The sequence below is a fragment of the Dellaglioa sp. CoH-56-MRSF-14 genome (assembly GCF_056782115.1).
Genome location: NZ_JBXAYB010000005.1, coordinates 12,567 through 37,411, shown reverse-complemented (window position 1 = coordinate 37,411; position 24,845 = coordinate 12,567). Strand labels below are relative to the sequence as shown.

Below are 24,845 nucleotides of genomic sequence, written 5' to 3'. Positions count from 1 at the left end.
ATTAAATACAACCCTTTTAGACATAAAAAAAGAGATAATAACAAATTGTTATTATCTCTTTCAATTACATTTATTAAACTGTAGCGTTCACAAAGGCTTGGAATAAACCTTCTGGACGTTGTGGTCTTGATAAAAATTCTGGATGGTATTGAGCTGCCACAAAGAATTTATTTTCAGGAATTTCAACAACTTCAACTAAACGATTATCTGGAGATGTTCCAGCAAAAACCAATCCTTTATCAGCAAGTTGTTCACGGTATTCGTTATTAAATTCATAACGATGACGGTGACGTTCTTGGATAACTTCTTGATTATCATAAGCTGCAGCTGCTACCGTTCCTGGTTTTAATTTACATGGATATAAACCAAGACGTTGTGTTCCACCCATATCTTCAACATCTTCTTGATCTGTCATCAAGTCGATAATGTTATGTGGTGTTTCTGGAACAGCTTCAGTTGAATGTGCGCCTTGGAGCCCAACAACGTTACGTGCAAATTCAATACATGCCATTTGCATACCAAGACAAACACCTAAGAATGGAACATTATTTTCACGCGCATATTGAATTGAAAGAATCATCCCTTCAAGTCCACGATTACCGAATCCTCCTGGAACGATGATTCCATCAGCATCTTGCAACGTTTCAACAATATTACTTTCATCTAATTTTTCTGCATCAACCATTGTGATTTTAACATCAGCATCAACAGTGTATCCAGCATGTTTCAATGCTTCGGCAACAGAAATATAAGCATCTGGCAATTTAACATATTTACCAACCAACGCAATATTGATTGTTTTCTTCAAATTTAAAACTTGTGTTTCAAGTTTTTGCCATTCAGTCATATCTGCTTCTGGTGTTGTTAATTTCAAATGATCAACAACGATTTGGTCCATTTTTTGTTTTTGTAACGCTAAAGGAATCGTATATAATGTATCAACATCCATTGATTCAATAACGGCTTCTGGTTCAACATCACAGAAATTAGCTAATTTATTACGCATATCTTGCGAGATATGTTCTTCAGTCCGAACAACCAACATATCTGGTTGAATACCCAATCCGCGTAATTCTTTAACACTATGTTGTGTAGGTTTCGTTTTCATTTCACCTGCAGCTTTTAGGTAAGGAATCAATGTTGTATGAATATAAATAACATTATCTGAACCGACATCAGCTTTCATTTGACGTAATGCTTCAAGGAAAGGCAATGATTCAATATCACCAACAGTTCCACCTATTTCAGTAATTACAACATCAGAATCCGTTGTTGTTCCAGCACGCATAATTTTTTCTTTAATTGTATTTGTAATATGTGGTATAACTTGAACTGTGGCACCCAAATAATCACCACGACGTTCTTTTTGTAAAACTTCTGAATAAATTTTACCAGTCGTTACGTTTGAATATTGATTTAAGTTAATATCAATAAAACGTTCATAATGACCAAGATCTAAATCAGTCTCTGTACCATCATCAGTTACGAAAACTTCCCCATGTTGATAGGGACTCATTGTTCCTGGATCCACATTGATATAAGGATCAAACTTTTGAATAGTAACTTTCAAGCCTCTATTCTTTAATAAACGGCCAAGAGATGCTGCAACAATCCCTTTACCAATTGACGAAACAACGCCACCTGTAACAAATATATATTTGGTCATTATAAATCTCCTTTGGGTTAATTTTTGTGGGGATTCTGTGTTTGTGGCCTGATAGTTATTGTTCATTATGTCTATAAAAAACAACAAGCCCCCTAAGCCGAGTAGAATAATCTAATCAGTGTAGGGAGCTTGTATCAACCGTGCGTTTGTCCTCGCAAGAAATACCTGCGAGGCGCCCAAAAAATATATTACAGGGTTTTGACGAAATCGTCAAGTCCTTTTAATTATTTTCCTCGTCGTCTTCTGCATCTTCATCGGATATTTCAGATAATTGATCTTCAATACCTTCTGGTAATTCTTCTTCATCATCAGAATTACTATCAGCTATTTCATCTAAATCTTTATCATAACCTTTAATTTCTGTATCTTCATCATCATCTTCGTCGTCATCTTCATAAGTTGCATCTAAATCGTCGTCCTCAGGATCATCATCATTGTAATCAATAACGTCATCATCATCAGCGGCATCTGCTAAGAAAGCATTAACTTTCTTACGTTTTTTACGTTTAGGACGATCTTCATCGTCTTCATCTTCTACATGAGCAACAGCTTCATCGATTGAATCGAAGGGATACCATGAACGTAATCCCCATAAGTTCTCTCCAAGTGAAATGAAGCTACCATCAGCATTTAAATCTGTGTAAAATTGTGATAAGCGATCTCTCACTTCTAAATCATTTTTACCAAGATATGTTTGGATTTCATTAGTTAAGTCAGCAAAACCCATGACGTCACCATGTTGCGATAAGATTGCGTGAGCAACCTCGATCATTGATAACTCGTCTTTGTTTTGGCCATCGAATTGTTTAAGCTCCAACTAGCACACGTCCTTTCCAAAAGTCTACTCTTAATCATACATTTTTATGCCGTAAATTGCAATCGTATATTATAGTCTCCCAACAATTCACCGCTTGTTGTTAAGCGATAATCAATATCAAGTGATCCCGAAATTGGTTGGCTATTTAACTGACTTTTTAATTGCGTTGTTTCAATTTCAATTGGAATACGACCATACGCTGTTTTATAAACCCCATTAATTTTTTTTTGCGCTAAAAAAATTAATTTTGTGCGTATATCATCTGTTTCTCGAGTTAATTGAATTTCACCATCATCTTGCAATTTAAAGGTAACTGGATTTTTTTTACCAGACTCTGCGTCTTCTTCTTTATATCTGATATACATCCCATCGCCTAAACGAACGAGTTGTCCCGTTGTTTCGATGACATAGCGTTCAACTTCGCCTTCTTGTGTTTTAATTGTTTCCAAATGGATCGCAATTTGTTTATCTAACGTGATTGCCATACAACTTAATTCCTCCATTCACCTTATCGTTTCACTGTATTATAACTTAGATTTAAATGAATGTCGTTACCTATAATCATCATTATGTCATGACTAAATTACGAATGTTCGTTATAATAGAAGTATTACGAACTTATTTACTATCTAAATTTTCGAGGAGGGATTCTATTGCTCGAACAATCGCCGTTACTTGCTAGAGAAAAAGTGTTACGTGATCCTATTCACGATTACATTTATGTGCAACATCAAGTTATTTTAGATTTAATTAATACTAAAGAATTCCAACGTTTACGCCGAATTAAACAGCTCGGTACAACTTCATTAACTTTTCATGGAGCGGAACATTCACGTTTCACCCATTCCGTGGGTGTTTATGAAATCACACGTCGAATCTGCGATAATTTCCAACGAAATTATCCAAGCAAAGAAGCTGGCGACGGTTTATGGGACGACTCCGAAAAATTAGTGGCGTTATGCGCTGCTCTTTTACACGATATCGGCCATGGTCCATACTCACATACTTTCGAGCACATTTTCAAAACGGACCACGAAGCTATCACTGCTCAAATTTTAACTGATCCATCAACTGAGATTAATCAAGTTTTAGCAAAAGTTTCTGCTGATTTCCCAGAAAAAGTGGCAAGTGTTATTCAAAAAACGTACCCTAATCCACAAGTTGTCCAATTGATTTCGAGTCAAATAGACGCTGATCGAATGGATTACTTATTACGTGATTCTTACTACACTGGTACAAATTATGGTACATTTGACTTAACTCGGATTTTACGTGTGATGCGTCCTTATAAAGGCGGGATTGCATTTGATATCAATGGGATGCATGCCGTTGAAGATTATATTGTCAGCCGATTCCAAATGTACGTCCAAGTTTATTTCCATCCTATTTCTAGATCAATGGAAGTTATTTTAAGTCATTTATTAAATCGGGCTAAATACCTATACGAAAATAATCGCTTAAGTGCCGAGGATTCACCAAAATTATTGATTCCACTTTTTAAAAATGAATTTTCATTAGATGATTATTTACAATTAGATGACGGTGTTTTAACCACTTACTTCACGGAATGGCGTCAAAATACTGATAATATCTTAAGTGACTTAGCTGTCCGTTTCCTGGATCGCAAACCATTTAAATCAATCAAATTTGATGAAGAGACTGTTGATTTATTACCTACTCTAGAACGTCTTATTGAATCAGCTGGCTTTCAACCTGACTACTATACGGCAGAAAATGACAGTTACGACTTACCTTATGATGCCTATGATCCAACCAAAGATAAGCCGCGCACCCAAATCGAATTAGCTCAAGAAGATGGTTCACTTGTTGAATTATCTAGCGTCAGTGACCTCGTTGCTTCTATTACTGGTAAAGTATCAGGCGACCGTCGTTTCTTCTTCCCAAGAGAATTAGTAAAATCAGAGAACGATTTATTCACTGACATTTATACACAATTTAGAACTTATCTTAATAATGATACTTTAATCAACCCAAAGGAGAATACACAACATGACAATTAAATTAATCGCAATCGATATTGACGGTACTCTCGTTAATGATAAAAAAGAAATCGCCCCAGAAACTATTACTACTATTAAAGCTGCTAAAGCTGCTGGCATCAAAGTTGTCCTTTGTACCGGACGTCCTTTAACAGGCGTTACAAAATACTTAGAAAAACTCGGTTTAACATCAGATGATGATTTTGTTATTACTTTTAACGGTGCTTTAGTTCAAGTTTCAGGCTCTGGTGAAGTTTTAATTCATCATACGTTAGATATTAATGATTACAACATAATCGAAGAAACAAGTCGTGAATTAAACGTCCATGTTCATGCTGAAGATCAAGCATTAATGTATACACCTAATGCTGATATCAGTGAATATTCTGTGGCAGAGTCATTCTTAGTTCAAATGCCTATTCGTTTCCGAAAACCTGAAGAAATGGACAAGAATATCGTCATTTCGAAAATGATGTATATTGATTATCCTGAAGTTATTACACGTGTCGTTAAGGAATTACCCGCAAAAATTACCGATAATTATTACTACGTTCAAAGTGAACCTTACTTTTTAGAACTCCTAAACAAAAATGCCAGCAAGGGAAATGCCGTTATGTCCTTGGCTGATAAATTAGGTTTCACCAAAGACGAGGTTATGGCACTTGGTGATCAAGGTAATGATTTATCAATGATCCAAGCAGCAGGTCTAGGTGTTGCCATGGGTAACGCCATTCAAGAAGTTAAAGATAATGCTCAAGCAGTAACTGCTACTAACGTTGAGTTAGGTGTTGCTAAAGCAATCCAAAAATATGCATTAGCTGATTAAATAAATTAAAAACGGACCTAACTTTGAATAATCAAAGTTAGGTCCGTTTTTTTGGCGAATTATCTTCTAAACAACAATCGCATAAATTCTCTAAAAGATAACTTTGATTGCTTAAATTGTTTATATAATGATCCAGCATTTTCTGCAAATCCACCATCTACAAAGTATGCTCCTACAGCAAAACACAAAACGATGATAATACCCAAAAAAATATTCATGACATCATCTCCCTAGTTTAAATAGTCACTAATACAGCAATCAAAATCAATAATGCACCAACAATAAAACAACTACGCATCAATGGTGATATTTTAAGCGGACGATTTTTTTTACTTCCTACACTTTTAACATCAATTTTACGTTCATTATAATCTTCTTTAGATTCACCTTTATCTCGTCGTTTAAACCAGCCAGCGAATAGTTGTGCTTGGCTCAAAATTAATATAATGCCGACTAGAATTAATATAATGCCAATATAAAAATATACATTAGATAAAGAAAAACTATCCCCTCCAACACGGATCCAGATAATCGCAGTAATGATTGCCAGTACACTTAATAAAAATGTGACATTCCTTTTAGCCTGTTTCATGATAGTTAGTTCCTCGCTCGCTTTTAATTTGTGCTTTGATTATATCATTCAAACCTATTAACTCACAATTTTCAGTTCACTTATCCTATAAAATCCGTTATACTTTAAGATACAGTTAACCAAATTAAAGGAGACTCATCAAACATGTTAAAAGAATTTAGAGATTTTATCACTCGCGGAAATGTGATGGATTTGGCAGTCGCTGTTATTATTGGTGGTGCATTTACAACAATCGTTAAGTCTTTCACAACTAACATCATTGGTCCTATCATTGCACTTGTCGTCGGTAAAGTTGACTTGTCAGGGATCGTTCTCACAATTGGTGATACAACTTTCAAAATCGGACAATTTTTAGACGATGTCATTAACTTTATAATCGTAGCCTTTGTTATCTTTATGTTGCTTAAAGGAATCACAGCACTTAGAAATGCAACAAGTAGATCTAATGATAAGGAAGAAGAATCTTCAGAAACGACATTAACACCTACAGAAGAATATTTAAAAGATATCCGTAACTTACTAGCTGAAAGAGATAGTGACTTACCTCGAGAAGCATCAAAAAAAATTGAAGAAAAAATTGCAAAAGAAGACTAAATAATAATTAATAAAAACTTGATTCTGATTTTTAATCGGAATCAAGTTTTTTTATTTTACTTATATTTTATCTTTTTTACATCACATTTTCTTCACAACTACTTGTTATGATAACTTCATACCTTAATTAATAACTTTTAAATTTTAATTTATTTCCCCGAATAAATTAATTTAACTCATAACTAATTTCTCCCCTGAAATTAATTATCTCTACTCCCTTTTTCCGTCAGTCTCCCCGGACTGACGGTTTTTTTATACCCTTAAAATTAAAGTGTATCGACTATAAAATCATAATATTCAAGCGTTATAATCTGTAGTAATAAATAACAATCTAAGATTATTTTGGTCCCCCTTTTTAACATTACGAGTACTGTCTCTAATTAAATATACGTTTGAAGTCTAAGTTTAATGCCCAACCTAATTGGTTATATTCTCAGATTAGACACAAGACTATTCTGAGAATCGATTAGCTCTATAATAAATTAAAAAGAGAAGTCTCCAGATTGATTTCTGATTACTTCTCTTTTTAATTAGTTTTTATTCTATTTTTTTAACTTTTTTTCTAGTTCTAATATCTTTTTTGTTGTTAATTCATTAAGTTTAGCAGAACTAATTATTACTTTTCGTCTAGCTTTCTTATATTTATATAAACATACACATAAGTAAATGTAGAAAGCAATCCAAATACAAAATAATACTAAAGGCATAACAAGATAAACTAGATCATAACTATTCATTATTTTTCCCTTCTAATCTACTTATTTGTTCTTGTTGCTTCTTTTCCACATCATTAAGTTCGGTAATTTCTTTTTTATATTTCCGCATTTTTAAAATCATAAATACAAGCGTACCAATTAATAAAAATATTAATACTTTTATCTCAAATTCTATCATATTCTTCTCCTTCTATATTATTAAGGAACCTACAAAGACTATGAAAATAGTAACTAAAGTTACCCCAAGTTCTGCCCCAACACTAGTTACTGTACTAGACGTACTAAAAGCCATAGATATTTTGGGTAACTCTCCTGCATAATCAAAGTCAGGCTCTCTAAATTTTTTAATATAATATTATAATCTTGTACCGGATATGGATCACTCCCTATTCAATTAGACTCTTCATAAAGTATCTTAATTCCATAAATTATTTCACCTTTAATTAATTGACTAATTATTCAACCCTTATTCAATCAAAATATTATAGAATAGACTTGATAGGTTACAAACAATTCAAATGAATCTTTAATTTTCATTTACCTTCTGCTAGCCTTAAACAGTCTTATAAGTTATAATTTAACAATTCTTGAGCTAAAAGAACCATAGCAACACTTTCTTAAACTATATTTACTACCTTTTAATATACACTTTATCAATTTTAAAGGGTAGTAGAAAAGTTGTATTTAATAATCAGCTCAAATAGTGCTTTATTCTAAGAAAATCTTTATGTAAAAACTACTAAAATATTATATATCCTATACTTTCACCCCACAAAAAAAGTAATCATATTTTATCCTTTTTACGTCACATTTTCTTCACAACTACTTGTTATGATAACTTCATACCTTAATTAATAACTTTTAAATTTTAATTTATTTCCCCGAATAAATTAATCTAACTCATAACTAATTTCTCCCCTGAAATTAATTATCTCTACTCCCTTTTTCCGTCAGTCTCCCCGGACTGACGGTTTTTTATGTTGAATTTGAATACTTTAAGAATAGTAAAAAACAGCCCTAGCATTACCTGCCGGGACTGTCTAAATTAATTTAATTTACCTAGTGATATTCACTTAAAATCACTTTGATAGATATATTTTATATTAGTACCTGGTTTGGACGAAGTTAAAAACACTAAATTAAAAGAACGATTACCAGAGCCTTTTCTAATAATTGCTTTTAAAGTCTTATGATTTATCCCGACATGCAGCGAAGAATCAGATTCACCTTTTTCATTAAGCATATCAGATTGGGTCACATCATAAGAACTATTCATAACAAATAGCCCTCCGAGTGGAAAGTCACCATCTTTTTTTGATTCAATATCGACATCAATACTGTCATTGTAGTAAGCTTCGTCTGAGTCTTTAGTGACGTGATGCTTGATTTTAGTAAATACAAATTTTTCATTTACTATTTTTTGATGATTAGATGTTACAAACACATTCTTAATTTGACTGTTTTTATATTGTTCGGTTACTGCTGCATGAGCATTCCATAACCATACAGCGCTTGCTAGTAAGCAGATGCCTCCCAAAATAAGTAATCCTCTCTGACTTAGTTTCCACGAATTTTTATTTTTCATTTTAGAATAACTCTACCTTCTGAAATGTGAATGATTTTATCACTCACTTCGTTTAAGAAAACACTATCATGATTAGAAATAAGGATTGTTTTCCCTGCTGCTTTTTGATCGATAATTAACTGACGCAAAAAGTCTTTTCCACTATCGTCTAGTGCATTACTAGGTTCATCTAATATTAAAATAGGTGCATCATTGATTAAACAACAAGCAATTGAGGCCCTTTTCTTCATTCCTAATGAATAGTGTTTAATCGCACGCTTATCATTAGGATCTAGTCCAACATAAGTTACCATTTCGTTCAATTCATTCTTAGTCATTTTATGACTATTTAGTTGATTAATTAAGTCCAAGTTTTTAAGAACTGAAAAATCTTCTAACATACCAATACTATCCATAGAAAAAGCAATGCTGCTTGAAAAAAGTTCATCTACTCTGATATATTTTCCATTAACCCAAACTTCACCTTCAGTAGGCTTTACAAACCCAATAATCGTATTAAATATCATGGATTTCCCAGCACCATTTGGCCCACTGAATCCACAAACGATTCCTTCTTCAATTGATAAATTGATATCTACTAAAATATCTTTTTGCTTAATTCTTTTGGAAATGTTTTTCAACTCTATTATTTTCATTTTTACACTACTTTCTTTAAATAAAATCAATATCTTTAATTTTTATAAGTGAGATAATGATGCAACTCAATATAATCGTTAATAAAATTATAATGTTAACCGAATTATGATTAGGGTTAAATCTAGAGAGCATTGTTGCGTCTATAATGGATATGTGAGAAATATAAACATCTAATATTATGACTGCTAAACTCCCTATTAAGGGTAGTATAAAATCATCTAATAAAAATGACGCTGTTGATAACAATACAAGATAGGTGAAACTAAATATAAATAGATAACTATAGAAAGCTAAATGTGAGATACCAAAACCGTTTATAATCACTATCAAAAAATAAAAAAAACTATTATAAATTCCTAACATCAATAAATTGCTAAATAAATAATTTTTATATCCAATATTATGTAGAATTTTAAAATCTGATTTCCATAGTAACATTTGTGAATTTCCAATAGCTAATGCTGGAGAAATCACAAAGATGAACCAAAATAAAGGAAAAGATTCTCCCTCAGTATCTAACGAAGCACCATATAGTAAGCTCGTCATACCACTCACTTGATCTCTTTTGCACAATATGATCATCATCGTTAGCATAATAAAAATGAGCACCGTACGCCATTTAGAATAATAAATCGTTAAATAAATATTTCTAAAAACTAAGATACTGAAAAACTTCAATTTATAGAGTATTCTTTTTTTGATAAAATCCATCTTTGAAAAACCTCCAAAATAATAAAAAAGAGTAGTATAAAGAATATATTTTGAATTAAATATAACGTGTTAACACTATATCCAAGACTGATTATGCCATGATTAAAAAACAATCTAATCCCTCTTTCGTTCAAAAATATTTCTAATTGATAATAACCATAAATTAAAAATAACGATATAATTTTATTTCCTGTGAGGCAATAAAAGGACGCTATTAAATTATAAAAAACATACATTGCGATAAAATAAATAACCATTGTAACTAGCTGATAGCCATTTATATTATATTTTAAATTATCCTTATTTAAAATTAAAAAAAGGATTCCAGAGATAACAAATGCACAAATATATATGGCATAAAAGTAATTCACTTGTACTCTCAAAAAAGAAAAAGGTTTTCTTATATAATACATAATTGGAAATTTAGAACCCTGAAAGGGTAATAATATCAATATTGGAAAGAAAAGAATCATTATATTTTCAATATTTAAACTATTTTGTAGTCCTCCTTGGACTACGTCAATAAAGGAACTATTCTTTTCATTACCTAAAAATAAATAATATTCAAAAAGAGATAAAATAATTAATAAACAGAACGTAAGAATATCTATTACCCAGTCACGAGACCGTTTAGTTTTTAAATATATTTTAAATAATCGCATTACGTTTTACTCCCATAAAATTAAAAAGATAAGCTACAATGAGAACCAAAAACAAAATCCCCATAATAAATGATAAAGGAGGTAGGCCCTCCGCGGGTCCTCCTACCATAGGAAGCGACAAAGGTGCAGCAAGATAAAAAGGAAATACAGCAGCTAAAACACTTATAAATAAGCACAGTAAAAAACTAAAACTAACCACACTATAAATTGTTTTTACATATAAACTAACACTCGCGGCAACTACAGAAAAAACACCTGCGAACAAACCTGCAAGTAAAATATAAAATAAAATCCCCGTATATGATTGCTGGAAAAGGTCCTTCATAAAATATGTTGAATTCGATGCAAGTCCCAGATTATTATTTAATACAGCATCTAATGGTTGATTAGGGAATAAACACCATGCTACTAATAAATCCAATAATAAAGGTAGTATCCCAATCAAAAATCCTGAAATAAAGCTTAAGCTAAATGAATGAATAGAATAATTAATAATTCCCTTTTTTTGTACATATTGTTTAATAAAACCTGTTTGTTTATCCTCGAAGACAATTAGATTCAAACCAATCACTGAAAATAAAGGTAATAACAAATAAAATAAAGCTGAAAAATCGCTACCAGTACCACCTATACCTATCCATGTTGTAATCACAGTAAAAGTTAAATTAGAACCATCTAGATAAGTCCTATTAGGTAACATATCCATAGACACGTGAACTACTATTAAAGCAAAACCCACTAATATGCCATAAAAATATTGTTTCTTCGCCATACGCGACAGCCAATAAGAATTCATTTTTTTCACACCAATCTTTTATTTTAATATAATGCGTAAGAGAGCACATTATTTCTTCTTATCTATCAGGTTTCCAATTACCATCAGCACTACCATATGCATGAATACTATTTACAATATATGCATTGTTTCCTGTTCCATACCACTCTACTAAATAATTAGTTAATTTTGTCTGTCCTTTAGATTTAATAACATATTTTTTTCCTTTAGAAACAGATACATTTCCTGTACGACCAGCCTTATAAGAGTGTCCCCAAGCTTCCACACGTATTTTTCCCGATATCTTTTTGATGTTTAATTCATACGCAGTTTTACTCCACTTTTGAATTCTATAAGTTTCGTCCCAAGGATCATTCCATCTATTAGCAAGATGAACATAATTCGGATTGTTAGCCTCTACACGATCTGAACTTAAAATTGCTATACCAAAAACACATATTGCAACTAAAATAAATGACATTAATTTTTTCATAAAAACTCCTTAAAATTCTCCCTTACGCATTTAATATTATATATAAATAATTAACTCAAAACAATAATATTCAAGTTAAAAAAGACTTTTATAATTTATATATAATATAAAATTAATGCTAATATTAATAAAAAATCACTTTAATGTTGTTTATCATTCTTAGTAAGATCTATTAAGTCCTAAGATATTCAAGTAAACAGACTGCTTACTACTCTAACGTACTAACTACGAGAAGAACTTTCTTCCTTTTTACGTCACATTTTCTTCACAACTACTTGTTATTATAACTTCATACCTTAATTAATAACTTTTAAATTTTAATTTATTTCCCCGAATAAATTAATCTAACTCATAACTAATTTCTCCCCTGAAATTAATTATCTCTACTCCCTTTTTCCGTCAGTCTCCCTGGACTGACGGTTTTTTTATGTCCTAAATTTGGATACAAAAAAAGTTAGACAACATTAGTTATCTAACTTTCTTAACTTTATTTTTCATTATGGAAACGATTTTTAAATAATGGACTAACTGGTTTGTTTTCATGAATTCTCGTGATTGCATCCCCAATTAATTGACCCACTGAAATTTGAACTAATTTATCAATTTTCTTATCTTCAGGTAACTGAATTGAATCTGTTACGATAAATTGCTTAATAGGTGATTTTGCAATTCTTTCAACAGCTGGACCTGATAAAACCGGATGAGTTGCACTTGCGTACACTTCAGTTGCACCGGCATCCATTAAAGCCTGAGCAGCAAGCGTAATTGTTCCTGCCGTATCAACCATATCATCAATTAAGATACAACGTTTGCCTTCAACGGTACCAATAATGTTCATCACTTCAGCAACGTTAGCTTTAGGACGACGTTTATCAATAATTGCAATAGGTGCTTTCAAGAATTCTGCTAATTTACGAGCACGTGTCACTCCACCATGATCAGGTGAAACGACAACAGAATCTTTATCTAATCCTTCGGTTAAGAAGTAGTCAGCTAATAAAGGTGCACCCATTAAATGATCAACTGGGATATCAAAGAATCCTTGAATTTGAGCAGCATGCAAATCAAGCGCTAAAATTCTTGTTGCACCAGCTTTTTCTAACATGTCAGCAACTAATTTTGCTGTAATTGGTTCCCGTGAACGTGCTTTACGATCTTGACGAGCATAACCATAGTAAGGAATAACGACATTAATTGATTTAGCACTTGCGCGACGCAAAGCATCAATCATAATTAATAATTCCATAATATTGTCATTGACGGGTGCAGATGTTGATTGAACAATGTAAACATGATCTCCACGAATACTTTCTTCAATATTAATTCTGATTTCACCATCACTAAAGCGATCTACAGAGGTTTTACCTAATTTAACACCAACAGCATCAGCAATTTTTTCAGCCAATGGTTTATTCGAGTTCAAAGCAAAAATTTTCAACTTTGGATCAAAATAATGTTCTGACATATGTGCCTCCAGTTATTTAATTTTCCCTACTTAAAATTTTAAATATTAATCAAGTAAATTGCAAGTTAAAATCCGATAAGAATTCGCTTACTAATCAATTTCTGGTGCATGAGCTACTGGTAATTTGTCAAAATAACCTTTTTTATTCACTTGACGACCACGAGCAATACCCATATCGTGTGAATCAATATTATCTGTAATTGTTGATCCGGCAGCGATAAATACATGATCACCAACTTCTAGTGGTGCAACTACATTAGATCCACTACCAATAAATGAATGATCACCAATGTTGGTATGGTGTTTATTAACGCCATCATAATTAACAAAAACGACGCCGCAGCCGACATTAATATCTTTACCTAAAGTGGCATCCCCGACATAAGTCAAATGACCAACTTTAGTACTCTTACCGATAGTTGCATTTTTAATTTCTACAAAATTACCGATATGAGCAGCTTCACCAATATGTGCTTGAGGACGTAAGTGACTGTATGGTCCAATGTTACTCATTGTTTCCATTTCAGAATCTTCAAGATATGATGACGTAACAGTTACCTTATCATGAATAATACTATCAATAATTTCAGAATGAGCACCAATGACACAATCTTCACCAATGACTGTATTACCTTTTAAGTAAACGCCTGGTTCTACAATTGTATCTGAACCAATTTTAACATTATATTCGATGTAAGTCGTCTCAGGATCAACTAAAGTCACACCATTGCGCATATGTTTTTCGTTAATCCGGCGTTGCATAACTTTAGTTGCAGCAGATAAAGCCACACGATCATTTACACCCATTGATTCAGAGAAATCTTTCATGCGGTAAGCTGCGACTATCTTACCTTGTTTTTTAAGAATTTCCATAACGTCAGTTAAGTAATATTCACCTTGTGCATTATCATTTGTTACTTCATGTAAAGCTTCAAATAAAGTTTTATTATCAAAACAGTACACACCTGTGTTAATTTCTTGAACATTAGCTTCTTGAATTGTGGCATCTTTTTGTTCAACAATTTTTTCAACAATCCCAATATCATTACGAATAATTCGACCGTAACCCGTTGGATCTTCTGCTTGTGCTGTTAGAACAGTTGCAGCAGCACCTTTTTCTTTATGATATTCAAATAATTCACCAAATGTTTTGGCAGTAAGTAACGGTGTATCACCATTAGCAATAATGGTCATACCCTCTTTATCTTTTAAGATTTTTTCTGCTTGAAGGACAGCATGACCAGTTCCCAATTGTTCTGCTTGAAGAACATATTCTGAGCGATTGCCTAACGTTTCTTCAACCTGCTCAGCACCATGTCCCACAATAGTAACAACTTCATCCATATTATTTGCTTCAATTTCCGATAAAACGTGGTCAACCATTGGACGCCCAGCAATCGGATGTAACACTTTATATAGTTTAGATTTCATTCTTGTACCTTTACCGGCAGCAAGAATAATGGCATATTTAGCAACTGTCATTAGATAGTCTCCTCCAATTATATTCTAATATTCTACCTTAATAATAGCTTAAACCCGTATGCGTTGCAAGATTTCGAATAAATATGCTTACTTTATTCGAAATTAAAAAACACTTGATTTTAAATTATTATTGGAATTTTCTAAAAAAAACTTAATGTTAAATTTAACATTAAGTTTTCATATAAATTATCTATTAACTTTTTATTTTTTAAATGTTTTTGTTAAATAATTTCCTTCACTAACATGAATGGTTTTGTCTGTATGATTAATTTCATCAACTTTTAACAATGAACTATAATCATCAACAATTCGGTCACCACTAAAGGCGCCCTCAGCGAAAACGGAAATACCGACTAAGTTTGCTTCAAACTCTTCGATTAAACTCTTCATTCCGTTAACTGTGCCGCCACCCTTCATGAAATCATCTACGATTAATACGTTAGCACCACGTTTTAAACTACGCTTTGATAATTCCATTTTTTCAATACGTTCACTCGAGCCAGATACATAGTTAACACTAACGGTTGAACCCTCGGTAATTTTTGAATCGCGACGCACAATAACAAATGGCACATTCAAAAATGTTGAGACACTTTGTGCGATGGGTACACCTTTAGTTGCAACTGTCATAACGGCATCAATTTTTTGGTCTAAGTACTCTGTTGCAATCAAGCGTCCTACTTGACGTAAAACGTCAGGACGGCCAAGTAAATCAGATAGATAGACATAGCCACCAGGTAATAACCGATCTTTTTCTGATAACTCCTCAGTCATTGATTCAATAAATTCACGTGCTTCTGCTTCATCAATAGATGGAATAAAACGTGCACCGCCAGCTGCGCCAGGAATTGTTTCTAGCGTTCCCGTGCCTCGCTCTCTAACTGTACGTTTTACAATCGCAAGATCTTCACTGATTGATGATTTAGCTGATTCATAGCGTTTTGAGAAATACGTCAAAGAAACCAACGTATGTGGTCTTTCTAGCAAATAACGAGTCATATCAATTAATCGATCGCTTCTTCTTGTTTTCATATATATATCAGGCCTTTCTTTTAAACATATCTAGTATTCAAAGTGTGATTTTCATTATAACCCGTTTTACCGAATAATAACAGTAAAATGCCAAAATATAATTATTAACGTTCGGTTTTTAATGATTTTCTAATAAAAAAACAAGCTATTTTTAAAAGTAGCTTGTTGATTGTTAATATTCGGTTTTATTTTTGTTTATTAATTTGAAGTCTAACGGATATAACTTTAATAATACTGCATATAATGAAAATCGTAATGAATAATAGCGTAATCGTTGCGCCAGGCGGTGTATTAAATTGGTAAGATGACATTAATCCGCCAACCATCCCTATTACACCAACTATCACACCAATTATAATAACCAGATTAAAGCTACGACCCAATCGCATTGCAATTGCTGCAGGTAAAATCATAATTGCAGAAACGAGTAGTGCCCCGGCAATTGGCATCATTATAGCAATCGTCACACCTGTAACTGCGTTAAAACTAATTGACATCAATCTAACCGGTAACCCTTCAGCAAAAGCCGTCTCTTCGTCAAAAGTTAAAACATACATTGGCTTTTTGAATAGTAGGAAGAGAACGACAATTAATACAGTTAAAATTGCTAAAATGATAACCTGCGCTGAACTAATCGTCACAATTGAACCAAATAAATATTGCTGTACACTCATTGAACTGGCACCTTGATTTAAACTCATTAAAACTAAGGCAATTGATAGTCCGGCAGACATCATAATGGCAATTGAAACTTCTGAATACGTACGGTATAAATTGCTTAAAAATTCAATTAAAACTGAGGCAATTAAAACCACAATCAGTGTGGTAATTGTTGGATTAATATTAACAAACAATCCTAACGCGACCCCTGCTAACGAAACGTGTGACAATGTATCTGCCAAAAGCGATTGCCTTCTTAAAACTAAGAATAATCCCAATAACGGCGTAATTACTGCCATTAAAAGTGAAGCAATTAAAGCTCGTTGCATGAATCCATCGAGAAACATCTCCATTGTGAGTCCTCCTTTCTAACTAATTTAATGTGACGATCAATATATTCTGAAACATCTTCATGATCATGCGTTATCATCAAGATACCTTTATGATGCGTATGGGCTTCATGTTGTAATAATTCGTAGAAATCGTGACGCGATTGTTCATCCATCCCTGTTGTTGGTTCATCTAAAATAAATAAATCAGGATCTGCTGCAAAAATACGGGCTAAACAAACACGTTGTTTTTGACCACCAGATAATTCACCAATTTTATGATTCTTAAAGTTCCACATATTAACTGTTTCAAGTGCTTTTTTTATATGTTCATGATCATTTTTATTCAGACGTCTTAACCAACGATTTTGTTGGTAACGGCCTGATGCTACTAGTTCATATACTGTTGACGGAAACCCCGCATTAAATGATGAAATCTCTTGTGGGATATATCCGACACGTAATTTTTTATTATCTAAATTAGTTTTAGAAATTTCAGCAGTTCCTTTAGCCGGATGTAATAGGCCAAGTACATTTCTAATTAAAGTTGATTTTGCAGCACCATTTTCACCAGTTAAAATGACAAATTCACCCGAATCAATGTGGAAATTAATATCTTGTAAAACAGGTTCTTCATCGTAATAAAAGGTAAGATCTTTGACTTCAATATATTTCATCTATTCTCCTTATTTAACAACCGTTTTTAACGATTTTAAATTATCTTGCATAACTGAAAGGTATGTTTCTCCATTTTCGATTTGAACTTTTGATAGTCCTTCAATTGGATTCAATCCTTTAACCTTAATATTTGTTTCTTTAGCTAGCATATTCGCAATTTTACTAGAATCATTAGATTCAGTAAAAATGGTATCTACATGATACTTTTTAATATACGTTTGTAGCTCTGCCAAACGTCTTGGACTAGGTTCTTCATCCGAAGAAATACCCGCAACCGCAACTTGCGTTAGTCCATATTGTTTTGCCAAGTAAGCAAATGCAGCATGTTGCGTAACAAATGTTTTATTCTTAGCATTTTTAAATGTCGTTTTATATTCTTGATTTAATTCCGTTAATTTTTTCAAATAAGCATTTGTTCGTTTTACATAATACTTTTCATTTTTAGGATCTTGCTGAATTAATTCATTTGAAATGTTTTTAACCATTTTTTTTGCGTTTTCAGGATTTAACCAAATATGAGGGTCATAATTATTAGTCGATGAAAATGAACTTTCCTCTTCTTTATTAGCTAATTCAGCCTCTTCACTTTTCAATTCTTCGTTCTCATCAATCATTTTAATTGAATGACTAGAATTTAAAATCTGCGTTTGTTTTTCATCAATACTTGATTTCAAACTTTTAACCCACGTTTCCATATTATTACTACTATAGATAAAGATATCTGACCTCGCAATTTTACTAATATCCTTTGCACTAGGTTCGTAATCATGCGGTTCTGTCCCGGCAGGCATCAACATTGTTATATCTGCGTTATCGCCTGCAACTGCCTTAGTAAATTCATACACTGGGTAAAATGTCGTGATAACCTGTAATTTATTAGACTCTTTCTTAGTTGCCCCTTGCCCACACCCGGTCAATACAACAACTAACATCGTGAGTACTATGCTTACTAAAATTAATTTTTTTTGCATGGTTTCTCCCTCATTTTTTCAAATCGTAATCTAAATAGTAATCAATACCATTACCGACAAATATTAGAATATCATTTTAGGTACAGCTACGTCAACTTTTTTAAGTGTCACTACGGTGTTAAGCTGTCATTCGTATAAGTTCATCTTGTTATAATAACTGTATTTAAAGTCGACCTGTCAGCAAGTGAACCGTTTCCAATTTAAAAGTGAACTATATCATTAGAATTAAATATAATTTACTATTAATATCTTGCGCGCAAAAAGACGCAACATCATAACTAACCATTAGTTACGATGTTGCGTCTCATTATTTTATCTGGTAACTCTTATTTTACTCTAGAATATCTTGATATAATTCTAATCCTAGCCTATTCATTCCCGGAATCTGCTTATCTTCAGTTCCCGATTCTGACATCGCCACAACTATAAATGCCTTTTTATCTTTTTCTATAATGGCAGCATCATTTTGAATACCATATTCGTTGTATTCGCCTGTCTTATTATAGACTGTAACACCAGTTGGTAAGGACGATGGTAATTTAGTTAGATTTTTATTTTCTTTTAGTAAATCTAGCATTGCCTGATCCGATTGGTTAGACACTAATTTATGATTATACATTTTTTTAAGAATTTTACCCATATCTGTTACTGACGTTTTATTATCGATTCCTGAATTAAGGGCATCTGTATCCATCATTTTTCTTTTAATTGTTGTATTAATTGCGCCTAATTTTTTAATTTCTGTATTAATTGAAGCAAATCCACCAAGTTTATCAATCACAATATTTGCAGCAGTATTATCACTGTCATCAATCATTTTTTCTAATAATTCTTTATATGACAATCTAGTACCTGCGCTCATATTCTGGATTTCTCCCGTTCCACCGACCTTATCCGATTCTGATAAAACATAGCTATCCTTTAGGTTGATGGTCCCTTCTTTTTCCATAGAATAAGCTGTAATTAAAATAAATAATTTAATCATGCTGGCTGATCCTTGCGCATGATTATTTTCAACTACCGGTGCACTACCATCTGTTAACGAAACGTAGACCGAATTTTTTCCATCAACGTCATCCATATATGTTGCAATATCATTCTTAATTTTAACTTTATTTAGTACTAAACTATTTTCTGAAGATTGCGTTTTTTCCGATGTTTTCTTTTCTTTTGAGCTAGATACTGCAGTAGTTGTTTCCTTCGTCGGTACACTATCTTTGTGCGTTAACTTTCCAGCTATAAGATAACCGCCACCCGCTATAATAACAAGTAAAATAATTCCTAAAACTATTTTCATCGGGTTGTTATTTTTAGCTCGTTTTTCTGTTATTTCATTGTTTACTATTGGCGCTGCTACTTTATTAGTATCTTGCGCTTTCGGATTAAATTTAAAGCCACAATTATTGCAAAATTGATCCTCAACCTTATTTGCTATGTTGCATTGCGGACATGTTTTCATAGGAGCAACATTTTTATTTTCTAACGGTTGCCCACAATTATCACAGTATAATGCATCATTTTCATTCTGAGACCCACATTTCGAACAAATTTTCATATCTTCACCTCGTAATTTTTAGGACTTTAACTTATCCTTCATTACATCCCTATTTTTTCTATATATGTACTCAATATCTGTTACTCATAAACTAACTATCAACACTTATGTTTCCTCCATACCTTTCCCCAAATATGGCTTTTATTCTCCCAAAGACAATCCCCCATTTTCTTGCAAATTAGATTAATCTAACACGCTACATTAAATCATGTCTTAGTTATAAAGTTAACCTATATTAGGTAGTATGTAAATAGAAGGATGCGTTCTTAACTAGTCGCTTAATTAGTCATTATCTCCAATTTTTTAATAAAAAAAAGTGCTATCACAAAGTGACAACACTCTCTTCCAACAATAGCTGTACTAAATCCACTAATCTTTAATTTCTGCACCCAGAGAATCCTTAAAATGTGACAGTGCCCATACATGTCCAGCTTGATTAAAACTAGCTGTCGCCTTTTCATGAATGACAATCTTATAGCCCAAATTATATGCGTCAATTGCGGTATGCAAAACACAAATATCTGTGCAAACACCAATTAAATGCACTGTTTCAATTGACCGAGCTCGTAATCTTAAATCTAAATCCGTTCCCGCAAAAGCACTATATCTCGTTTTATCCATCATATAAACATTTGATTTATCTTTATGCGCCTGATACCAAGGCTCCAACTCACCATAGAATTTACGACCGTTTGTACCTGCAATATTATGTGGTGGAAATAAATTAGTTTCTGGATGAAATGGGTCATTTTCATAATGAATATCAGTTGCTAAAACAACATAATCACCTTTTTGTTCAAACTCATTCATTAATTCTATCACTCGAGCTTCAATCTCTTGAGCAGGTTTTCCCGCCGTTAAGTGTCCATCTGTCGCTACAAAATCATTTGTATAGTCAATTTCAATTAAGGCTTCCACAAGTTGTCCCTCATTTTCAGTTGTATTTAATGCCTTCAACATAACAAATTATGCTAATTATCGCAATAAAATCAACTTAACGGTCTCACTAGGTAGACCTCTTCACAGAAACCTTTTAAACTATTGTAGACGTGCTGTGCTCGACTTTTTTTACGACATATCGCAAATACAGTTGGGCCTGATCCACTCATTTCTGCTGCATCTGCCCCAAATTTTATCATTTTTTCTTTTAAACGTGTAATTTCGGGATGACGTTCAGCTGTAATCGGTTCAAGCGCATTACCTAGATTATCAATTATGGCATCCATATCGTCGTCCTCAATTGCATTCACAACGGCGTTTACATTTGGATGAGTGAGTCGCGTATAATCAATTTGTCTAATAATAGTTGGTGTTGAAACACTAATCTTAGGTTTTGCAACCACTAACCAAACAGGGGGTAAGTCTTTTAAAATAGCAATCTTCTCACCACGACCCGTTACATGAGCCGTTCTACTATAAACGCAGTAAGGCACATCAGAATCAATTTTTAAACCAATTTTTGCCAACTCTGCTAAAGATAAATTGAGTTTCCATAATTGATTCAAAGCACGTAAAACGGCTGCTGCATCTGATGAACCGCCACCTAGCCCAGCAGCAACTGGGATTTGCTTCTTGATATGTATTTGGGCACCTTTTTTAATCTGAAATTTATCCTGTAAAATTTTTGCTGCTTTATAGGCTAAATTTCGGTGATCACACGGTAAAAAACCACTATCAGTTTCCACTGTAATGTCCGTTCGATCGTCTAGCGATTTGATATGTAAGTAGTCTGCTAAATCAACTGATGTCATCACCATTCGCCATTCTTGTTCACCATCTTGATGGTTAAATGGGGTGTCTAAACTCAAGTTGATTTTAGCTGGGGCTTTTTCACGAATCTCCATGTTCTCACCTAATCCTATAAGTCCTTAATTAACTCTAATTATACTAATTATTTCTAAAAATAAAAGCCTAAGTTAAGATGTTCTAAAAACATCCCTACCTAGGCTTTTATACTTATTTTTAATCTTCAAAATCAATTTCAATATTTTTTGTTAATACGTCTGTGTAGCTATATGAAACGCGCTCGAATGAATTCTCATCTTGGTTTAAATCGACTACAAAAATAGCTGGGAATGTTTCGCGTAAAATCCCTTTACGTTCTGTAGTTTTCTTTCTACCGGCTTGAGCAACTACCGTTAAATTTTTTCCGACTTGGGCATCTAGCGTACCTTTGATGCTGGCTAAAGTTTCTGGCATGATGGGCTTCACCTTCTTATGTGAAACATCATACCATAGTTTCACAAGATTTGCAATTATACCACATCGAACATCAGTAGTTCAATAAGAAGTTAATTAAATTTCTCTTCTACTTTGATAAGATTGTTAGATAAAACAATAAATTCATGAATACTTAGTTTTTCAGCACGAATTTGAGCAGAAATTTCTGATGCATCCAATGCTGCTTGTAACGCTTCACGAATTTCTGGTGTTTTACCATAAATTGATTGTAAATTATTCCATAAACTTTTACGTCGATGTTGGAAACTTCCTTTAACTAATTTAAAGAAGACCTTTTCACTAATTGGGCGTTCAACGTCGCCTTCTTTTTGATTCAAAACAATAATAGCTGAATCAACATTAGGTTGTGGAATAAAGACGGTTCTTGGAACAACGAATGCGACTTCAGCATCCATTTCATATTGAACGGCTACCGTTAGTGATCCATATGTACGACTACCTGGATCAGCTGCAATTCGTTCTGCCACTTCTTTTTGCATCATAACAACGATTTTATCTAATTTAACCGCCGTTTCTAGTAAATGCATGATAATGGGCGTTGTAATGTAATAAGGTAAATTAGCGACTAATTTTAATGGATGCTGTCCATCAAAATGTTCTTCTACTAACGCTGGTAAATTAGCTTTTAAAATATCTTGTTCCACGATATCAACATTATCATATGGACTTAGTGTTTCGCCAAGTACAGGAATCAAATTTTGGTCAATTTCAATTGCTAAAACATGATGTGCACGTCTTGCTAATTGTTCAGTCAATGACCCAATACCAGGTCCGATTTCGATAACGTCATCTTCAGCCGTAATATCTCCGGCGTCCACAATATTCATTAGTACGTTTTTATCTGTTAAAAAATTTTGGCCTAAACTCTTTTTAAAAGTTAAACCATAAGTTTCCATAATTGCTTTAGTTCTAATAGGTGAAGCAATGTCTGGCACATCATTGTTAGCCATGTTTTTCCTCCGTTATTGTCTCGTTAATTTCTTGCAATGCGTCGACGAACTCTTCTGGTGAAATTTGAAATAGTTTCAATCGATTGTATAATTGTTTTCCATTTGTGTAACCAATTTTGAGATACTCACCTAATTTTTCACGCTTAGCTTTGGCATCCGGTCCGGCAATCAATCCTGCCGTTTGTAAATCCTCTAAGCTGATCAATGTTTCGCCATCAGGCATTTCTGTATACAAATGATCTAGCGCTTCACGAATCGCTTCAACTGAAGCATGTTCAACGCCTAAACTCCCTTTATGATCTGGGACAGCTTCACTTTTTTTCAGAAAAGCATGCTGTACATTTGGAACGCGTGCTGAAATAGTTTTACGAATTTTTTCACCAGAAAAATCAGGGTCCGTAAATACAATTACGCCTCGAGTTTCTTGCAACAGTTCAATTTGATCTAACGTTTCGTCACTAATAGCTGAGCCACGTGTTTCAATCGTATCTGCATTAACAGCTAAATGGATACGTTTTGTGTCATCGCGACCTTCAACTACGATTACTTCTCTAATTTTCTGCATATTACCCTATCCTAAATAAGTTTTCGGCATTTTTAAATGTTGCCGCTGCCATATCAATACTTGAACTCTCTCGAATTTTTGCGACAGCTTCCAAGACGTATCTTGTGTATCCTGGTTCATTGCGCTGACCTCTATAAGGTTCTGGCGTTAAATATGGTGCATCTGTTTCAATTAAAATTCGGTTGCTTGGTGTCACTTTAACGGCTTCATGAACTTCTTTAGCACTATTATAAGTCACAATACCACTATAGGATAAATGCATCCCTAAGTCTAAGAATTTCTCTGCCCATTTTGCATCACCATTAAAGCTATGCATAATGCCACCAATATCACGAATATCAGCTTCTTTCAGGATTGTATAAACATCCTCAAAGGCATCTCGATTATGAATAGAAATTGGTAATTTTAACGCCTTCGCAATCTCAACCTGACGTTTGAAAACTTTTTTCTGCGTTTCAATTGGAGACGTATCCCAATGGTAATCTAGGCCCATTTCACCCATTGCGACAACTTTTGGCGACTGTAATTGTTCTATCAAAACTTCTTCAGTCTCCGGTGTGTAGGTTTTTGCCTCTTCTGGATGCCAACCAATTATAGAATATAAATTAGGATAGCTTTTTGATAGTTCTAGTGATTTCAAAATGCTTGGTTGATCAAATCCAACAATTGCCATTTTAGTCACGTCAAATGCTTTTGCACGCTCAATAACTTCAGGAATTTCCGTTGTAAATTCATCAGAATTAATATGTGTATGTGTGTCAAATATTTCCAAGGGATACCTCTCCTTTCTAGCAGTAAAATGAAGAAGGACTAGAGCAAAACCAAGTTTTGTTTCCAGTCCTTA

Annotated in this window: 28 protein-coding genes; 3 read left to right on the top strand and 25 right to left on the bottom strand. The window is 33.2% G+C overall.

Features of this window, described 5'->3' with window-relative positions; all coding sequences use genetic code 11:
• Nucleotides 1–73 precede the first annotated feature (73 nt).
• From AC1RPX_RS06250 to AC1RPX_RS06240, 3 genes are all read right to left on the bottom strand, one after another.
• Entirely contained in the window at nt 74–1,666 is a 1,593-nt protein-coding gene (locus tag AC1RPX_RS06250) for a CTP synthase (RefSeq protein ID WP_481761774.1), read from the bottom strand.
• A gap of 220 nt (nt 1,667–1,886) precedes the next feature.
• A complete protein-coding gene (gene rpoE / locus AC1RPX_RS06245; RefSeq protein WP_481761775.1) occupies nt 1,887–2,483 on the bottom strand; it encodes a DNA-directed RNA polymerase subunit delta in 597 nt (198 codons plus the stop codon).
• Nucleotides 2,484–2,527: 44 nt separating this feature from the next.
• Nucleotides 2,528–2,968 carry a YwiB family protein gene (locus AC1RPX_RS06240; RefSeq protein WP_481761776.1) on the bottom strand — a complete coding sequence of 147 codons (441 nt, stop codon included), beginning with the start codon at nt 2,966–2,968 and terminating at the stop codon, nt 2,528–2,530.
• Between the two features lie 168 nt (nt 2,969–3,136).
• Here AC1RPX_RS06240 and AC1RPX_RS06235 point away from each other — a divergent pair, with 168 nt between their 5' ends.
• Together AC1RPX_RS06235 and yidA are read left to right on the top strand one after the other, a co-directional pair.
• A complete protein-coding gene (locus AC1RPX_RS06235) occupies nt 3,137–4,504 on the top strand; it encodes an HD domain-containing protein (protein ID WP_481761777.1) in 1,368 nt (455 codons plus the stop codon).
• Nucleotides 4,494–5,309, top strand: a complete 816-nt coding sequence (yidA, locus tag AC1RPX_RS06230; RefSeq protein WP_409021948.1) for a sugar-phosphatase — start codon at nt 4,494–4,496, stop codon at nt 5,307–5,309. Before AC1RPX_RS06235 ends, yidA begins: the two co-directional genes overlap by 11 nt.
• A 59-nt stretch (nt 5,310–5,368) precedes the next feature.
• Here yidA and AC1RPX_RS06225 read toward each other — a convergent pair whose 3' ends face one another.
• Both AC1RPX_RS06225 and AC1RPX_RS06220 read right to left on the bottom strand, forming a co-directional pair.
• Entirely contained in the window at nt 5,369–5,527 is a 159-nt protein-coding gene (locus AC1RPX_RS06225; RefSeq protein ID WP_481761778.1) for a hypothetical protein, read from the bottom strand.
• A 17-nt stretch (nt 5,528–5,544) separates the two neighbouring features.
• Nucleotides 5,545–5,901, bottom strand: a complete 357-nt coding sequence (locus tag AC1RPX_RS06220) for a DUF3899 domain-containing protein (RefSeq protein ID WP_481761779.1) — start codon at nt 5,899–5,901, stop codon at nt 5,545–5,547.
• Between the two features lie 144 nt (nt 5,902–6,045).
• On the opposite strand from AC1RPX_RS06220, the gene mscL reads away from it, so the two are divergent.
• Nucleotides 6,046–6,495 carry a large conductance mechanosensitive channel protein MscL gene (mscL, locus tag AC1RPX_RS06215; RefSeq protein WP_409021944.1) on the top strand — a complete coding sequence of 150 codons (450 nt, stop codon included), beginning with the start codon at nt 6,046–6,048 and terminating at the stop codon, nt 6,493–6,495.
• A 729-nt stretch (nt 6,496–7,224) separates the two neighbouring features.
• On the opposite strand, the gene AC1RPX_RS06210 is transcribed toward mscL, so the two are convergent.
• The 20 genes from AC1RPX_RS06210 to AC1RPX_RS06115 all read right to left on the bottom strand — a co-directional run bounded on the left by AC1RPX_RS06210 (nt 7,225) and on the right by AC1RPX_RS06115 (nt 24,773).
• Nucleotides 7,225–7,389 (bottom strand): hypothetical protein, encoded by a 165-nt coding sequence (locus tag AC1RPX_RS06210; RefSeq protein WP_481761780.1) that lies wholly within the window; start codon nt 7,387–7,389, stop codon nt 7,225–7,227.
• 891 nt (nt 7,390–8,280) lie between these two features.
• Nucleotides 8,281–8,796: a hypothetical protein gene (locus tag AC1RPX_RS06205; protein WP_481761781.1), complete on the bottom strand. Its 516-nt coding sequence runs from the start codon at nt 8,794–8,796 to the stop codon at nt 8,281–8,283.
• Nucleotides 8,793–9,431 (bottom strand): ATP-binding cassette domain-containing protein, encoded by a 639-nt coding sequence (locus AC1RPX_RS06200; RefSeq protein ID WP_481761782.1) that lies wholly within the window; start codon nt 9,429–9,431, stop codon nt 8,793–8,795. Before AC1RPX_RS06200 ends, AC1RPX_RS06205 begins: the two co-directional genes overlap by 4 nt.
• 16 nt (nt 9,432–9,447) lie before the next feature.
• On the bottom strand, nt 9,448–10,143 hold the full coding sequence (locus AC1RPX_RS06195) for a hypothetical protein (protein ID WP_481761783.1): 696 nt from the start codon (nt 10,141–10,143) through the stop codon (nt 9,448–9,450).
• Nucleotides 10,107–10,805 (bottom strand): hypothetical protein, encoded by a 699-nt coding sequence (locus tag AC1RPX_RS06190; RefSeq protein WP_481761784.1) that lies wholly within the window; start codon nt 10,803–10,805, stop codon nt 10,107–10,109. The genes AC1RPX_RS06195 and AC1RPX_RS06190 overlap by 37 nt, the downstream gene beginning before the upstream one ends.
• Nucleotides 10,792–11,601: a hypothetical protein gene (locus tag AC1RPX_RS06185; protein ID WP_481762192.1), complete on the bottom strand. Its 810-nt coding sequence runs from the start codon at nt 11,599–11,601 to the stop codon at nt 10,792–10,794. Before AC1RPX_RS06185 ends, AC1RPX_RS06190 begins: the two co-directional genes overlap by 14 nt.
• 58 nt (nt 11,602–11,659) lie before the next feature.
• On the bottom strand, nt 11,660–12,073 hold the full coding sequence (locus AC1RPX_RS06180; RefSeq protein ID WP_481761786.1) for a hypothetical protein: 414 nt from the start codon (nt 12,071–12,073) through the stop codon (nt 11,660–11,662).
• A gap of 487 nt (nt 12,074–12,560) precedes the next feature.
• Complete coding sequence (locus AC1RPX_RS06175) at nt 12,561–13,538, bottom strand: ribose-phosphate diphosphokinase (protein WP_481761787.1); 978 nt, start codon at nt 13,536–13,538, stop codon at nt 12,561–12,563.
• Between the two features lie 90 nt (nt 13,539–13,628).
• On the bottom strand, nt 13,629–15,020 hold the full coding sequence (glmU, locus tag AC1RPX_RS06170) for a bifunctional UDP-N-acetylglucosamine diphosphorylase/glucosamine-1-phosphate N-acetyltransferase GlmU (protein ID WP_481761788.1): 1,392 nt from the start codon (nt 15,018–15,020) through the stop codon (nt 13,629–13,631).
• A gap of 201 nt (nt 15,021–15,221) precedes the next feature.
• Nucleotides 15,222–16,052, bottom strand: coding sequence for a pur operon repressor (purR, locus tag AC1RPX_RS06165; protein WP_409021938.1), 831 nt, complete (start codon nt 16,050–16,052; stop codon nt 15,222–15,224).
• Between the two features lie 185 nt (nt 16,053–16,237).
• Complete coding sequence (locus tag AC1RPX_RS06160; protein WP_481761789.1) at nt 16,238–17,065, bottom strand: metal ABC transporter permease; 828 nt, start codon at nt 17,063–17,065, stop codon at nt 16,238–16,240.
• Nucleotides 17,026–17,718 (bottom strand): metal ABC transporter ATP-binding protein, encoded by a 693-nt coding sequence (locus AC1RPX_RS06155; RefSeq protein WP_481761790.1) that lies wholly within the window; start codon nt 17,716–17,718, stop codon nt 17,026–17,028. Before AC1RPX_RS06155 ends, AC1RPX_RS06160 begins: the two co-directional genes overlap by 40 nt.
• A 9-nt stretch (nt 17,719–17,727) precedes the next feature.
• Nucleotides 17,728–18,690: a metal ABC transporter substrate-binding protein gene (locus AC1RPX_RS06150; RefSeq protein WP_481761791.1), complete on the bottom strand. Its 963-nt coding sequence runs from the start codon at nt 18,688–18,690 to the stop codon at nt 17,728–17,730.
• A 331-nt stretch (nt 18,691–19,021) separates the two neighbouring features.
• Complete coding sequence (locus AC1RPX_RS06145; RefSeq protein WP_481761792.1) at nt 19,022–20,245, bottom strand: serine hydrolase; 1,224 nt, start codon at nt 20,243–20,245, stop codon at nt 19,022–19,024.
• Nucleotides 20,246–20,614: 369 nt separating this feature from the next.
• The gene (locus AC1RPX_RS06140; protein WP_481761793.1) at nt 20,615–21,205 is read right to left on the bottom strand and encodes a cysteine hydrolase family protein; all 591 of its coding nucleotides are present in this window, start codon (nt 21,203–21,205) and stop codon (nt 20,615–20,617) included.
• 29 nt (nt 21,206–21,234) lie between these two features.
• Nucleotides 21,235–22,089 carry a 4-(cytidine 5'-diphospho)-2-C-methyl-D-erythritol kinase gene (gene ispE / locus AC1RPX_RS06135; protein WP_481761794.1) on the bottom strand — a complete coding sequence of 285 codons (855 nt, stop codon included), beginning with the start codon at nt 22,087–22,089 and terminating at the stop codon, nt 21,235–21,237.
• A 118-nt stretch (nt 22,090–22,207) separates the two neighbouring features.
• Nucleotides 22,208–22,444 (bottom strand): Veg family protein, encoded by a 237-nt coding sequence (locus AC1RPX_RS06130; protein ID WP_409021932.1) that lies wholly within the window; start codon nt 22,442–22,444, stop codon nt 22,208–22,210.
• 92 nt (nt 22,445–22,536) lie between these two features.
• Complete coding sequence (gene rsmA / locus AC1RPX_RS06125; RefSeq protein ID WP_409021931.1) at nt 22,537–23,436, bottom strand: 16S rRNA (adenine(1518)-N(6)/adenine(1519)-N(6))-dimethyltransferase RsmA; 900 nt, start codon at nt 23,434–23,436, stop codon at nt 22,537–22,539.
• Complete coding sequence (gene rnmV, locus AC1RPX_RS06120; protein ID WP_409021930.1) at nt 23,429–24,001, bottom strand: ribonuclease M5; 573 nt, start codon at nt 23,999–24,001, stop codon at nt 23,429–23,431. Before rnmV ends, rsmA begins: the two co-directional genes overlap by 8 nt.
• 1 nt (nt 24,002) lies before the next feature.
• Entirely contained in the window at nt 24,003–24,773 is a 771-nt protein-coding gene (locus AC1RPX_RS06115; protein WP_481761795.1) for a TatD family hydrolase, read from the bottom strand.
• Nucleotides 24,774–24,845: the final 72 nt, after the last annotated feature.